At 42.4% G+C, this 12,733-nt stretch carries 18 protein-coding genes; all 18 read right to left on the reverse strand.

The features are described from left to right. Positions 1 to 15: 15 nt before the first annotated feature. The 18 genes from folD to GKC25_RS10710 all read right to left on the reverse strand — a co-directional run bounded on the left by folD (position 16) and on the right by GKC25_RS10710 (position 12,626). Positions 16 to 867, reverse strand: coding sequence for a bifunctional methylenetetrahydrofolate dehydrogenase/methenyltetrahydrofolate cyclohydrolase FolD (gene folD / locus GKC25_RS10625; protein WP_034661254.1), 852 nt, complete (start codon positions 865 to 867; stop codon positions 16 to 18). Positions 868 to 878: 11 nt separating this feature from the next. Then, a complete protein-coding gene (gene nusB, locus GKC25_RS10630) occupies positions 879 to 1,274 on the reverse strand; it encodes a transcription antitermination factor NusB (protein WP_034661255.1) in 396 nt (131 codons plus the stop codon). 211 nt (positions 1,275 to 1,485) lie between these two features. Further along, the gene (locus GKC25_RS10635; protein ID WP_034661256.1) at positions 1,486 to 1,893 is read right to left on the reverse strand and encodes an Asp23/Gls24 family envelope stress response protein; all 408 of its coding nucleotides are present in this window, start codon (positions 1,891 to 1,893) and stop codon (positions 1,486 to 1,488) included. Between the two features lie 25 nt (positions 1,894 to 1,918). Next, positions 1,919 to 3,268 carry an acetyl-CoA carboxylase biotin carboxylase subunit gene (accC, locus tag GKC25_RS10640; protein ID WP_034661258.1) on the reverse strand — a complete coding sequence of 450 codons (1,350 nt, stop codon included), beginning with the start codon at positions 3,266 to 3,268 and terminating at the stop codon, positions 1,919 to 1,921. An 11-nt stretch (positions 3,269 to 3,279) separates the two neighbouring features. Further along, positions 3,280 to 3,756: an acetyl-CoA carboxylase biotin carboxyl carrier protein gene (gene accB, locus GKC25_RS10645; protein ID WP_034661259.1), complete on the reverse strand. Its 477-nt coding sequence runs from the start codon at positions 3,754 to 3,756 to the stop codon at positions 3,280 to 3,282. A gap of 195 nt (positions 3,757 to 3,951) precedes the next feature. Beyond that, positions 3,952 to 4,584 (reverse strand): SpoIIIAH-like family protein, encoded by a 633-nt coding sequence (locus GKC25_RS10650; RefSeq protein WP_034661997.1) that lies wholly within the window; start codon positions 4,582 to 4,584, stop codon positions 3,952 to 3,954. Then, the gene (gene spoIIIAG / locus GKC25_RS10655; protein WP_034661260.1) at positions 4,584 to 5,255 is read right to left on the reverse strand and encodes a stage III sporulation protein AG; all 672 of its coding nucleotides are present in this window, start codon (positions 5,253 to 5,255) and stop codon (positions 4,584 to 4,586) included. Before spoIIIAG ends, GKC25_RS10650 begins: the two co-directional genes overlap by 1 nt. Beyond that, positions 5,248 to 5,880, reverse strand: coding sequence for a stage III sporulation protein AF (gene spoIIIAF, locus GKC25_RS10660; RefSeq protein WP_034661262.1), 633 nt, complete (start codon positions 5,878 to 5,880; stop codon positions 5,248 to 5,250). The genes spoIIIAG and spoIIIAF overlap by 8 nt, the downstream gene beginning before the upstream one ends. A gap of 13 nt (positions 5,881 to 5,893) precedes the next feature. Then, positions 5,894 to 7,087, reverse strand: a complete 1,194-nt coding sequence (spoIIIAE, locus tag GKC25_RS10665; protein ID WP_034661263.1) for a stage III sporulation protein AE — start codon at positions 7,085 to 7,087, stop codon at positions 5,894 to 5,896. A 19-nt stretch (positions 7,088 to 7,106) separates the two neighbouring features. Then, positions 7,107 to 7,520: a stage III sporulation protein AD gene (gene spoIIIAD, locus GKC25_RS10670; RefSeq protein WP_087978339.1), complete on the reverse strand. Its 414-nt coding sequence runs from the start codon at positions 7,518 to 7,520 to the stop codon at positions 7,107 to 7,109. Continuing rightward, a complete protein-coding gene (gene spoIIIAC, locus GKC25_RS10675) occupies positions 7,517 to 7,723 on the reverse strand; it encodes a stage III sporulation protein AC (RefSeq protein ID WP_003153142.1) in 207 nt (68 codons plus the stop codon). Before spoIIIAC ends, spoIIIAD begins: the two co-directional genes overlap by 4 nt. A gap of 19 nt (positions 7,724 to 7,742) precedes the next feature. Beyond that, positions 7,743 to 8,258 (reverse strand): stage III sporulation protein SpoIIIAB, encoded by a 516-nt coding sequence (gene spoIIIAB, locus GKC25_RS10680; RefSeq protein WP_034661265.1) that lies wholly within the window; start codon positions 8,256 to 8,258, stop codon positions 7,743 to 7,745. After that, the gene (gene spoIIIAA / locus GKC25_RS10685) at positions 8,252 to 9,175 is read right to left on the reverse strand and encodes a stage III sporulation protein AA (protein ID WP_309415614.1); all 924 of its coding nucleotides are present in this window, start codon (positions 9,173 to 9,175) and stop codon (positions 8,252 to 8,254) included. The genes spoIIIAB and spoIIIAA overlap by 7 nt, the downstream gene beginning before the upstream one ends. 66 nt (positions 9,176 to 9,241) lie before the next feature. Next, a complete protein-coding gene (locus GKC25_RS10690) occupies positions 9,242 to 9,523 on the reverse strand; it encodes a YqhV family protein (protein WP_017367580.1) in 282 nt (93 codons plus the stop codon). Between the two features lie 382 nt (positions 9,524 to 9,905). Beyond that, on the reverse strand, positions 9,906 to 10,463 hold the full coding sequence (gene efp / locus GKC25_RS10695; RefSeq protein WP_012010541.1) for an elongation factor P: 558 nt from the start codon (positions 10,461 to 10,463) through the stop codon (positions 9,906 to 9,908). Between the two features lie 25 nt (positions 10,464 to 10,488). After that, positions 10,489 to 11,550, reverse strand: coding sequence for a M24 family metallopeptidase (locus tag GKC25_RS10700; protein ID WP_106037978.1), 1,062 nt, complete (start codon positions 11,548 to 11,550; stop codon positions 10,489 to 10,491). Then, positions 11,547 to 11,990 (reverse strand): type II 3-dehydroquinate dehydratase, encoded by a 444-nt coding sequence (gene aroQ, locus GKC25_RS10705; RefSeq protein ID WP_003215787.1) that lies wholly within the window; start codon positions 11,988 to 11,990, stop codon positions 11,547 to 11,549. Before aroQ ends, GKC25_RS10700 begins: the two co-directional genes overlap by 4 nt. Positions 11,991 to 12,098: 108 nt before the next feature. Beyond that, the gene (locus GKC25_RS10710; protein WP_106037979.1) at positions 12,099 to 12,626 is read right to left on the reverse strand and encodes a YqhR family membrane protein; all 528 of its coding nucleotides are present in this window, start codon (positions 12,624 to 12,626) and stop codon (positions 12,099 to 12,101) included. Positions 12,627 to 12,733 lie beyond the last annotated feature (107 nt).

Here is a 12,733-nt window from a genome sequence, read left to right on the forward strand (position 1 = left end):
ATGAATGGATAAAGCTTATGCTAATGTACGTTTTGCTGATTTAACCGTATTATGTGCAAGCATCGTAATCGTCATTGGACCGACTCCGCCAGGGACTGGTGTGATATAAGAAGCTTTTTCTTTTGCCTCTTCAAAATCAACATCTCCAACAAGCTTCCCAGAATCCAAACGATTGACTCCTACATCGATAACAATAGCGCCTTCTTTAATTTGGTCAGCTTTAATAAAGTTTGCTCGACCGACGGCAACAACTAAAATGTCCGCTTTTAACGTATGTTCTGAAATATTCGCTGTTCTTGAATGGCAGTAAGTAACCGTTGCGTTTTCGTTTAACAGCAATTGCCCTACTGGTTTGCCGACAATATTGCTGCGTCCGACAACAACGACTTCTTTTCCAGAAAGATTAACACCCGTTTTGTTTAGTAATTCAACAATACCTGCTGGTGTACATGGAAGGAATGTGTCCTCCCCAAGGAGCATTTTCCCGATATTCAATGGATGGAAACCATCAACATCTTTTTCAGGTGAAATACGTTCAATAACGGCTTTTTCAGAAATATGTTTTGGCAGTGGAAGCTGAACAAGAATCCCGTGGAATTGGTCGTTTGCATTGTACTGATCAATCAGCTGAAGCAATTCTTCTTCTGTTAAAGAAGCTTCTAAATGATCAAGCTGGAAATGCATCCCCATTGCTTCTGCTGCTTTCTTCTTCCCGCGTACGTAAGAAAGTGAAGCCGGATCATCACCGATTAGAATAACGGCAAGACCAGGTGTGACACCTTTTTGTTTTAGCTCTTCTACTTCTTTTGCTAATTGCTCACGCTTTTCTTTTGCTGTTTCTTTCCCATCGATGATTGTTGCTGTCATGTCGAATCCTCCTATTGCTGCTTTAGGTCGTTTTTAATGTTTGAAAGTACACCATTTACAAATTTCGGTGCTTTATCATCACCGAATAATTTGGCCAGTTCAATCGCTTCATTCATCGAAACACTAAGCGGGATATCTTCTTGATACACCATCTCGTACACAGACAGCCTTAAAATGGCTCTGTCTACGTTTGCAATACGATCGAGTTTCCAATTCACTAGATGCTGTGAAATCATGTCATCGAGCTTGTCCTTTTGTTCAAGCACACCGAAAACCAGTTCCTCGAAAAAAGGATCTGATTCTTGTTCATCCAGCGCATGTGTAATGGCCTCTTTCGGATCAATATTGCTCACATCAATTTGAAATAATGTTTGTAGCGCCTTTTCTCTTGCAGTTCTTCTTTTCATTATTTACTCCTTTAACCACTTTATCCGCTTGTCGTTAAGCCATACAGAGATCATAACATATTTTGCCCGTGGTCGCACCAAGATCCATGCGAGCTGTGACGAAAAACGAATCAATCAACGCGTGAGATCATTATTATTCGGAAATGACCCAAAAATGGGCTTTAAAAAACCAAAGAGGCAATGCCTCCTTGGTTTCACTTGAACTCTTTTTTTACATTTCTTGATCTACTTCAGCCTCAGATGCTTTAGTATCAAATTGAATACCAACGACATGAATATTGATTTCATTAATCGTCAAGGCAGTCATGTTCAAAAGAGTTTGACGGATATTTTCTTGGACAGCAGTGGATACCTTTGGAATGGATAGGCCAAATTGAACCACACAGTATACATCGATTGTGATGCCTTCATCAGAGACATCTACTTTCACACCTTTACGGTGATTTTTCTTACCAAAGCGTTCTGCTACATCAGCAGCGAAATTGCCGCGCATTTCGGCAATGCCTTCGACTTCTGAAGCGGCGATCCCAGCAATGACCTCAATCACTTCTGGTGCAATTTGCACTTTTCCCAATTGATCTTCATCAAGGTTCATTTCAAGCAAATTGTTTTCTGACACGATCATTCACCTCCGAAAGCTATGATTATTTCATGATTTGGTATGTTTCTAAAAACTTCGTATTAAAATTACCGCTCACAAATGTTTCATGCTCAAGCAATCTTAGATGGAATGGGATCGTTGTGTAGACTCCTTCAATGACGAATTCTTGAAGCGCGCGTTTCATTCTCGCAATCGCTTCTTCTCTCGTCTTACCATATGTGATCACCTTTGCAATCATACTATCGTAATATGGCGGAATCACATAGCCCGGATAAGCGGCAGAATCAACACGTACTCCTAGACCGCCTGGCGGAAGATACATTTTAATTTCACCAGCTGATGGCATGAAGTTTTTCTCTGGGTTCTCTGCATTAATACGGCATTCGATCGCCCATCCTGCATATACGACATCCTCTTGTGTAAGAGAAAGTTTTTCACCTGATGCAACTTTAATTTGTTCTTTGATCAGGTCAACACCTGTGACCATTTCTGTTACAGGATGCTCTACTTGAATACGGGTATTCATTTCCATGAAGTAGAATTTCTCTTCATTATAATCATAAATGAATTCGACCGTTCCAGCACCAGTGTATTCAACAGCTTCTGCTGCTTTTACGGCTGCTTCACCCATTTGCTCACGGATGTCTGCATTCAGCGCTGGTGATGGCGTTTCTTCAAGAAGCTTTTGCATTCTTCTTTGGATCGAGCAATCACGCTCTCCTAAGTGAATGGTATGGCCATGCTGATCTGCAAGCACCTGGATTTCCACGTGTCTAAAGTCTTCAATGAACTTCTCTAAATAGACGCCAGGGTTACCAAAGTTTTGCGCTGCTTCCTGCTGCGTGATGGTGACACCATTAATGAGCTCTTCTTCGGTACGAGCCACACGGATTCCTTTACCGCCTCCGCCTGCGGTTGCTTTAATAATGACAGGATACCCAATACTTGCTGCTGTTGAAACAGCATCATCAAGATCTTTTACAATTCCTTGAGAACCAGGAACAATCGGAACCCCGGCATCTTTCATTGTTTCCCTTGCGACATCTTTCGTTCCCATTTTGGAAATCGCTGACGCAGTTGGCCCAACAAAGATGACATTGCATTCCTCGCAAAGCTCTGCAAAGTCTGCATTTTCAGCAAGGAAGCCGTATCCTGGATGGATGGCATCTGTCCCTGTTAATTTTGCTACACTGACAATATTCGTGACATTTAAATAACTATCTTTTGAAGCAGTCGGTCCGATGCAATATGCTTCATCAGCCATTTGAACATGAAGCGCATCGCGATCCGCTTCAGAAAATACCGCAACTGTTTCAATTCCAAGCTCTTTACAAGCGCGGATAATTCTAACTGCGATTTCTCCTCTGTTTGCAATTAATAGCTTTTTAATCATGATCGTACTCCTTACTCTGCTTTCACTAGAAAGAGGGGTTGTCCGAATTCTACAAGCTGACCGTTCTCAGCTAATACTTCGACGATTTCACCTTTTACTTCTGCTTCGATTTCATTAAACAGTTTCATCGCTTCTACGATGCACACAACTGTGTTTTCCTTCACCTTAGAACCTGTTGTCACGTATGGACCTGCTTCTGGTGAAGATGAAGCATAAAATGTGCCAACCATTGGGGATGTGATTTTATGCAGATTTTCAGACGCAGCTGCCTCTTGTGCAGGGGCTTCGGTCTGAGCTGGAGCTTGTGCTTTAGGAGCTTGTTGAGCTGGAGCTGCTTGGACAGGAGCCACTGGTGCCGCAACTTGCTGAACGACTTCTTTATTTTTCTTCAGTTTGATTTTTGCACCTTCGTTTTCGTACGTAAATTCATCAATTGTAGATTCGTCAATTAATTTAATCAGTTCATGAATTTCTTCAATTTTTAACATGGATTTGCACCCCTATGTATGGATTTATCTTTTTCTTATAGGCTAGTACTAAAAGTACATACTATAACCATCTTACAGGAGGATTTCAATGAATTCAACTACTATTGTGGCGAAGCGCCTCCCGAAAGCACCTTGGAGGGGGCGCCAAACCGCATCAAAAAACGCCCTTTTCGGCAAAGGGCGCCTGTTCATTTTTTATTGATTGGAGGGCTCAAAAGTGACAGCTACGTTATCAAGACCTCTCATTTCTTTTGTGACCATATCAATAATATCGGCCGCTTGGGACTTTGATTTTTTGTCAGAACGAACCGTGATGCTCACTTTATCTCCCTCTGCACTCACTAGCGCATCTTTATATCCTTTTGTTTTAATTAAGGTTTCGAGCTGACGCTCCGTTCCTTCTGCCTCACTAAGCGCTGTCATTTGATCATACGCTTCACTTTTTTCTTGTGCTGTTGCATCATCACTGGATACGATTTCGTTGAACTCTTCGCGCTGTTTGCTTCGTTTATCTTCAAGCTCTAATCTGTATGTTGTAAAAAGCTCATCGTCTGTTTGCTCCGACACAGCCTTTCCTTCTTCACCGCTTGTTTCGATATCCTCTTGTTTGCCATTTGTTTCTTTGTCAGTGGACTTCTCATCAGTGCCTTTTTCCGTTCCTTTGTCCGTCCCTTTTTCTGTTTCAGTCTTTTTCTCTTCCGTTCCTTTTGATTTCATATCTTCTACTGTCACTGCATTTTCACCTTGTGGAGACATGATATAGTACACACTTAAGACGACAACTAAACTTAGCATCGTTAATAGCCAAACCGTTTGTTTTTTTAACATCATTCCGAATCCTCCTTGATTTTTTTAGGGGCAACAGCCACTCTATGGCTCGGTACATCAAGCACTCGTGTAACCGCTTCAATGATGGTTTTCTTTATTTGAACGTTGTCTACTCCTTGAGCAACAACGAGGACACCTCGAATATCTGGTTTTTTCGTTTGAACCACTACAGGTGTTTCTTCATTGCCATTTTTGATGATGACGATTTCTTCTTCTTTTGTTTGATCAGTGACACTTCGCACGCCGCCTTCTTTATCAGTTTCCTCGGTCGTTGTGCTTTTATTGGATTTGTTTTTTTCAAACACTTTTAAAGAAGTTGCGTCTACATTGACCACAATCGATACATCCTCAACGCCAATGATGGTCTCTAAAATTTCTTTCAGCTGATTTTCGTATTCTTGCTCCACATCCTCAATCGAATTCTTTGATTTACTTGACGATGCCGGCTTGAATACCTCCTGCTCTTGTGAGGATGTTTTTTTAGAAGCAGGAACAGCAGCCTGTTCTTTGCTTGATGGCGGTGACAAGATCTGACTGACTAACATGAAAGATACGCCGATGATGAATACAAGCAGCAAGTAATGGTGCTTCGTTAATTTTGGTTTCCCTTCACCTTTTTCAGGCGGCTGCAAGAATGATTTCAGCTTTTGTTTCCAGTCCTTGTTATTCATGATCTGCTGCGTCACCTCCCTCAATGTTCAGCGCAATGTGCTCAGGACTCGTATTCCAAACATCAGCAAGTGTCTCTTTCACCCTCGTGATCTCTTTGCTAGAAGATTCAGCGCTTTCCTCCTTTTGCGTGGAGAGATCAATGTCCACCTTTGCCACCGTTTCTACAGCATCACCTGTGAGCGGGGAAAGAACTGCTTTGATGCGAAATTGATCCGCCTCCATATTCTGATCCAGGTGCTCCTCATCTGCCAGCACTTCTACGTGTTTCATTTCATAGCTCTCCTTCTCCAGTGGCTCCTTTGCGCTTTTTTCTAGTTGGACAGCCATTTGCTTTAAAATATATGCACGCTGAGAGGCTTGTATTTCTTTTTTTTCTAAATTCATCTGATTTTTTATTTCTTCTGACTGTGCTTCTTCCTTCCCCTTCATCAATTCCGAAAAAATTTGGTCAGGGTCTGCCCGAAATAAAGCAAAGATCGGATTGAGCATCACCACAATCAGCAGCAGGCTGACGACCATTTTGGCATACTTTTGCATGCTTGAATTGGGAAGCAGAAGATCAATGACAATCGCAAATAAGATAAAGAGAATAATACTTGTGATCCATTCCGTGAGAAAACTCAAAAGGTGTCCCTCCTTACTTCATCATCATGGTCAAGTTGCCAGCAGTGATAATGACGGTAATGCTTAAAAAAAACATGAGCGACACGACAGCAAGTGCGGCAAAGATATAAAGCACACTTTTTGAAATGACATCAAGACAGCTGATGATCGGCCCGCCTCCTAATGGCTGAAGAATGGCTGCGGCAAGCTTATATATAAGGGCTAGCGAGAGCACTTTAATCGCCGGGAAGGCGGCAATTGAAATGAGAATGGCAACGCCAACAAGTCCGACCGTATTTTTGAGTAACACAGAGGCACTGATCACGGTATCCGTCGCATCTGTAAACATTCTGCCAAGGACAGGGATGAAATTTCCGGTAATAAATTTGGCTGTACGAAGAGCGATTCCATCCGTAATTGCAGCAGATGCACCTTGCACAGAAATGACGCCAAGAAAGACAGTTAAAAAAACGGCTAACCCGCCTATCGCCACATTTCTTAACAGCTGGGCAAGCTGGGTGACCTTGTATTGTTCGGTCAGCGTACTGACAATGCTCAATATCGCAGATAAAAAGATAAGGGGAAGAACGACATATTGAATAAAAACGCCGCTCGTATTCATCAAAAATAAAATAACGGGATGAAAGAATCCGGCTGAGACAAGCCCGCCTGATGAAGCAATAAGTGCTAATAAAAGAGGAATAAGAGCAAGAATAAAACTGGTCATCGTTTGAATGGCTTCTGTTGCATAAGAAATCGCCACATGAAAGCTGTTGAGTGCAATAATGATCAGCACCATATAAACAAGAGCGTATGCGACTTTACTGACGGTGCTTTGCTCAAACGCATTCTGCAAAAGCTGCAAAAGCGAACAAAAGATGGTGAGTAAAATCAGTGTACCTAGGAGCTTTCCGTTTGCTATGACCTCGTGAAAAAGATAATGAACAAAGGCTTTCAGCCATGTTTGGGGAGACAGCTCTTTATCGCCATCAATCATTTCCTTCACTGTGCCTTTTTGGCTTTCTGGCAGAAAGCCGCCATACTCGTCCAATATGGTTTCCCAAAAGTCATTGATGGATTGAAGCTCTAATGCATCAGCCTGTCCATTCGCCACTTCCTCTGCTGCTGGTTCTTCATTTGATAAAGGTACTTTCTCTTCTGCACCTGCATGCGGAGCGATCAGCCAGAAGAAAAGCATCAGTCCCATAACAGCTGTCACCCGTTTCATTGTCATCACCTCTTTTCAATTACGTCATGGACGGGATCATACCTAAGATGGTCTCAATGATGACTGTTAAAATAGGGACTGCCATGACCAAGATGAGAATTTTGCCGCCAAGCTCTATTTTTGATGCAATGGCGCCTTGTCCAGCATCTTTTGTGAGCTGGGCGCCGAATTCTGCAATATAGGCAATGCCAATAATTTTTAAAATGGTTTCAACATACTTCATATTGACGCCGGCGCTTGCCGCAATTTTTTCAATCATCGAGATAATGGCATAGATTTGATCAATTAAATAAAGAAAAATCACACATCCTGTAAAAACAACAAGCATAAAGGCGAAGGTCGGCTTTTGTTCTTTGACGATTAATGCTAAAAAAGTAGCGATTAAACCAAGTCCAACAATTTGTATGATTTCGATTTGTAAGCCCTCCCCTATCCTTGAAATAGAAATACGGCTTTAATCTTTTTAAACAAATCATCTACAATGGTTGCCACCATAAACAAAATGTAGATAAACCCAAGCAGCGTGACCCACTGAGCGTACTCCTTTTTCCCCATTTGATCTAAAATCGTATGGAGGAATGCCACAACGATGCCTACTCCCGCAATTTGAAAAATGACGTTTACATCAACGCCCATGCTCTCGACTCCCTTCCTCTCACATCAATAAAAGAATCAGTAGTAATCCGCTTAAAAATCCGAGGCTTCTGACCATTTTTTCATTTTTCGCTTGGGCGATTTCAGCTTCCTTCTCCTCCGATTCCAAATGACCTAAAGCAAGCTTGATATACTTTTGCTGAGAAGTGACATCATGCTGGCCAAGTGTTTCTCCAAAGTGCTTCAGTGCCTCATATTCGCCTTTTTTCAAAACGGTTTTTTTCCAAACATCCTCAAGACTCTCATTCCATGCATGCCGTGCCGAAAAAGTTCCGACTTTGAGTTTTTCTGCAAATTGTTCAAATAACCGATTCACAGGAGGACCTACTTGCGACGCAATTTGCTCTGCAGCCCGCGCTAGAGGTGTTTGGCCATACATAATTTCAGCTTCAAGAGACTGGAGCGCAAACCGAAGCTGCCGAATTTGTTTCGGCCGGTCGCTATATCGTTTGGCAAACTCGAACCCTCCCCAAGTCGTAGCCGCGACAATCAAGATAGCGCCAATGAGCTTTAACATACGTCCACTCCCCGCCTCCATTTCATCTCTTGTCCGTCTTGGTCATATATCCGCCCGATCGTGCCGGGACCATTCTTGCGATTTAATTCAACATATCGTTCAAACACTCGAAGCTCCCATAACGGCTTCAATGATGGACGTTTATACACATCTTCAAGTGAATAGCCATGAGCTGAGACGATAATGGTGACCCCAGCATGAATCGCTTCTAAAAGTGCCTGTACATCCTCGCTTTTTCCGATTTCATCAACAATCATGACCTCTGGACTCATAGACCGAATCATCATCATCAAACCTTCAGCCTTTGGACATGCATCGAGCACATCAACCCGGTGTCCAAACTGGTGCTGCGGCACCCCTCTTATACATCCGGCGATTTCAGAACGCTCATCTATAATGCCTGTTTTTTTAGGAGGAATTGCTCTTCTGCCAGTACTAGCCAGTCTTGCTACATCTCGCAATAATGTCGTTTTCCCTGTTTGCGGTGGACCGATGATGAGTGTATTGCACCAGTGCTCGTCATATAAATAAGGAAGAAAGGGAAGCGCAATCCCAATTTTTTCTTTTGCGATGCGGATATTAAATGAAGAGATATCTCTTAATCCTTTGACAATGCCGTTTTCAACGATCACCTTTCCTGCAAGTCCCACCCGGTGTCCGCCAGATATGGTGATGTAGCCTTGCTTTAGCTCCTCTTCAAGTGTGTACATGCTGTAATTGCTCAGCCTGCCTAATAGCTGAGACGCATCTTCTCCTGTTGTGCGATAAGAAAGAAAGCGCGGTTTTCCTCTTTGCATCAATTCAATAGGACGATCCGTGCGAATGCGGATTTCTTCTATTTGATCCCATTCTGCTTCTTTTAGCAGTCTAAGTTCTTGTCCAATCGAGTGCGGGAGAATATCCAACAAACTCCGCAACGAATTCCCCTCCTTTTTTTCTTCTCTAAAATGTATGATGGGAGTCGTTAATTATGCCAAGCCGTTTCACTTATAAATCCCAACAAGAATAAACACGACACCAATGAAAATAAAGACGAGCTTGGCATAGGATAACTGCCCTGCAATTTGATAGATTCCAATCGTCATCGTGATAATAAAAATGAGCGGCCCAATGATCGCCAATATACTATTGATGACAACCGCTTTTCGAACGTCATTTGTGACTAAAATGAGGATGGCGGCCGTCAGTTCAATCGCGGCCGATAAGAACCTCATGCCTGCCATTGCAGCTACTGATGGGTGTATGCCTGGGAGAAATTGTTTCATATAGAACCTCCAGCTTTTTTTACACTATATGCTTGTCTAGCTGGAAGTAGTCTTGTTTTTCAGAAAGGAAGAGAGATGAATGAGAGAATTGAGAGAAGGTCTGCCTTTTGAGGAGTCTTACATGTTTTACAATAAAAAAAGACTGTAAACACGACGTTTACAGTCAAAGCGTGTAGACAAACCCTCGCATTCGGTGTCAGTCCTGCGCGCCGATGCTCACGAATGGCAAATTCGCTCCGCTTCGGTGCTCGTCCTTCCTAGACTTCAAAGGTTTTCTATCACGCTGAAAAGAAGGCAAAGGGCTAAAATAAACGTCATTTTAGCCCTTTGTCAACAATCTAAAAAGACTGTAAACACGAGGTTTACAGTCTTTCTTCGTTCATTACGCTCTTGACACGTATGAACCGTCTGATGTATTAATGACTAGTTTATCTCCTTGGTTCACAAAGAAAGGAACGTTGACGATTAAACCAGTTTCAGTTTTTGCAGGTTTTGAGCCGCCTGATGTTGTGTCACCTTTAATACCAGGCTCTGTTTCTACTACTTCTAGTTCTACCGTGTTTGGAAGTTCTACTCCAAGTGTTTCAGCACCGTACATCACAATTTGAACCGACATATTTTCTAGCAAATATTTCAGCTCATCTTTAATTTGTGTTTCACTTAGTTCAAGCTGCTCATAAGAACTTGTATCCATGAAGACATGCTGGTCGCCATTTGCGTACAAGTACTGCATTGTTTTTGTTTCAATTTGAGCTTTCGCTACTTTTTCGCCTGCACGGAATGTTTTTTCTTGAATGGCACCAGTACGCAGGTTACGCAGTTTCGAACGAACAAACGCTGCGCCTTTCCCTGGCTTTACGTGTTGGAAATCCACTACACGCCAAATACCGCCGTCCACTTCAATTGTCAGGCCTGTACGAAAATCGTTTACTGAAATCATTTTGTCATCCTCCTACATTTCACCATCATAATATGATAAGTTCTTTCGGTGAGTGGGTCAATCGTTTATTGCCGTCAGCTGTCAGGACAATATCATCCTCAATTCTCACGCCGCCGACATCCGGCAAGTAAATTCCCGGCTCAACTGTCACGACCATTCCTTCTTCTAAGACGACCTCTGATCGTGAGGAAAGGCCTGGCGCTTCATGTACTTCCATCCCTAGCCCGTGGCCAGTTGAGTGCCCGAAGTATTGACCATAGCCATACTTTTCAATGATGTCACGTGTGATGCGATCAGCTTCTTTTCCTGTTAAGCCTGGCTTGATTCTATCCACACCAGCGTTTTCTGCTTCTAATACGATATGATAAATTTCCTTTAGCTTATCGCTCGGTGTGCCGACAGCAATCGTTCTTGTCATATCAGAACAATAACCTTTATAGTAAGCACCAAAATCGAGTGTGACTAAATCACCAGATTCAATCACCTTTTCACTCGCTCTTCCGTGCGGCAGGCTTGAACGAACACCTGAGGCGACAATCATATCGAATGAAGATCCTTCAGCGCCTTCTTTTCTCATGAAAAATTCAAGCTCGTTCATGACAGCAATTTCCGTCAAGCCCGGCTTGATGTAAGTGAGAATATGATCAAAGGCGTGATCTGCAATCTTCGCAGCTTCCTCTAATATCTTAATCTCTTCACTAGACTTAATCAAGCGCAACTTTTCAACTGATTCTGAGACCGGAACAAGCTCTATATCGCCTGCTTTATCTGCATACTGCTGGTACGTGGCAAATGTCATATGATGTTGTTCAAACCCAAGGCGTTTTATCCCAAATTCCTTTGCCGTTTGGACTGCGGTTTCCACGATGTTTCCTTTATGTTCAATAATGTCGTAGCCTTTTACTTGGTCCTTTGCTTGCTCTGTATAACGGAAATCCGTGATAAAAGCTGCCTGGTCCTTTGAAACAACTGCAAGACCGGCTGAGCCAGTAAAGCTGGTCATGTACTGTAAATTAAAGCTGCTCGTAATGACAAGACCATCGATCTCTAATTCAGATAAAAGTGCTTTTAACTTTTCAAGTTTCATGATACTGCTCCCCCTTCACTCACTAAATAACGAATCGCCAATTTATACCCTTCTAAACCAAGACCAACGATTTGCCCTTGGCATACTGGAGCAAGTACAGAATGATGGCGGAATTCCTCTCTCTTATGAACGTTTGAGATATGTACTTCGACGACGGATAAAGAAATACTTGCAATGGCATCTCTCAGCGCATAGCTGTAGTGTGTAAAAGCACCCGGGTTAAACACGACTCCATCGTACTGATCTTCTGCCTCGTGGAGCGCATCAATCAAATCCCCTTCGTGATTCGATTGAAAGAACGTTAACTGGATATTGGCTCTTTCTGCAAACTGGAACAAATCCGTTTCTAAATCTGTCAGCGTCTTACTTCCGTAAACAGCCGGCTCTCTTTTGCCAAGCCTATTTAAATTGGGCCCATTCAGCACAAGAAAATGAGGCATACAACCACTCCTTCACCCTAATTCAATCTATATCGAGATCTGTTTCTTTTTCCTTAGAAACCTTTCGTTTCCAAAAATATTTTATCATATGAATAGGTGATTTACACTTTATTCTGTCTTTTTCCCGAGAGCCCTTGCAAGCTTCTGACTCGTTAATTCATTATATTCAAACGAAATACTGTACCCGACAAACATGCCATATAAAATATATAGGCAAAATGTCGTGATGATGGTGCTTTGCTGCAAATCTTGGACTTGCTTTACATCTGGGAAAATCGGATTAAATACGTAAAAAACGAGCAGCCATAAAAGCGCGCCATATATCAGCCCCATCCAATAGCCTTTGATTCGTTTTAAAACCCCATAATAAATAAAGGCTGCTCCAATCGATAAAACCCCTAAAAGCACAATACTAATAAAAGTGCCAAGTCCTCCCTTTTTCCACTCTCCGAGCACAAATGGCTGAAGGAGCATATTGGGACTCACCTCTGAGAAATGAAACATATGGGTCAGAAACCCGATAAAGCCCCAAAAAACACCGCCAACAAAGCCTGTCGCAGCTGCTCTTGCCAACAGCGATGACGTTTGTACAGACTGATTTTTTTCTTCTTGGTTTTTCTTTTCATCACGTTTCATTTGTGAACACCTCCAGCAAGTAGTATGTCCAAAATGTCATAAAAAAAAGGATTTCCATCCGTGAGTGTAAAATTTTTATAACAGGGTATACTGGCTAAAAAGAGGTA

It is taken from the genome of Bacillus pumilus, from assembly GCF_038738535.1.
In the GTDB taxonomy this organism is placed as follows: Bacteria; Bacillota; Bacilli; order Bacillales; family Bacillaceae; genus Bacillus.

What these genes read in the sequence shown, in the direction of transcription:
- folD (WP_034661254.1), bottom strand. Translation starts at nt 867, where the DNA reads ATGACAGCAACAATCATCGATGGGAAAGAAACAGCAAAAGAAAAGCGT.
- efp (WP_012010541.1), bottom strand. Translation starts at nt 10,463, where the DNA reads ATGATTTCAGTAAACGATTTTCGTACAGGCCTGACAATTGAAGTGGAC.
- spoIIIAB (WP_034661265.1), bottom strand. Translation starts at nt 8,258, where the DNA reads ATGTTAAAGCTCATTGGCGCTATCTTGATTGTCGCGGCTACGACTTGG.
- aroQ (WP_003215787.1), bottom strand. Translation starts at nt 11,990, where the DNA reads ATGCCTCATTTTCTTGTGCTGAATGGGCCCAATTTAAATAGGCTTGGC.
- GKC25_RS10650 (WP_034661997.1), bottom strand. Translation starts at nt 4,584, where the DNA reads ATGTTAAAAAAACAAACGGTTTGGCTATTAACGATGCTAAGTTTAGTT.
- GKC25_RS10710 (WP_106037979.1), bottom strand. Translation starts at nt 12,626, where the DNA reads ATGAAACGTGATGAAAAGAAAAACCAAGAAGAAAAAAATCAGTCTGTA.
- spoIIIAC (WP_003153142.1), bottom strand. Translation starts at nt 7,723, where the DNA reads ATGGGCGTTGATGTAAACGTCATTTTTCAAATTGCGGGAGTAGGCATC.
- GKC25_RS10700 (WP_106037978.1), bottom strand. Translation starts at nt 11,550, where the DNA reads ATGAAACTTGAAAAGTTAAAAGCACTTTTATCTGAATTAGAGATCGAT.
- spoIIIAG (WP_034661260.1), bottom strand. Translation starts at nt 5,255, where the DNA reads ATGAATAACAAGGACTGGAAACAAAAGCTGAAATCATTCTTGCAGCCG.
- GKC25_RS10690 (WP_017367580.1), bottom strand. Translation starts at nt 9,523, where the DNA reads ATGAAACAATTTCTCCCAGGCATACACCCATCAGTAGCTGCAATGGCA.
- accC (WP_034661258.1), bottom strand. Translation starts at nt 3,268, where the DNA reads ATGATTAAAAAGCTATTAATTGCAAACAGAGGAGAAATCGCAGTTAGA.
- accB (WP_034661259.1), bottom strand. Translation starts at nt 3,756, where the DNA reads ATGTTAAAAATTGAAGAAATTCATGAACTGATTAAATTAATTGACGAA.
- nusB (WP_034661255.1), bottom strand. Translation starts at nt 1,274, where the DNA reads ATGAAAAGAAGAACTGCAAGAGAAAAGGCGCTACAAACATTATTTCAA.
- spoIIIAE (WP_034661263.1), bottom strand. Translation starts at nt 7,087, where the DNA reads ATGAAACGGGTGACAGCTGTTATGGGACTGATGCTTTTCTTCTGGCTG.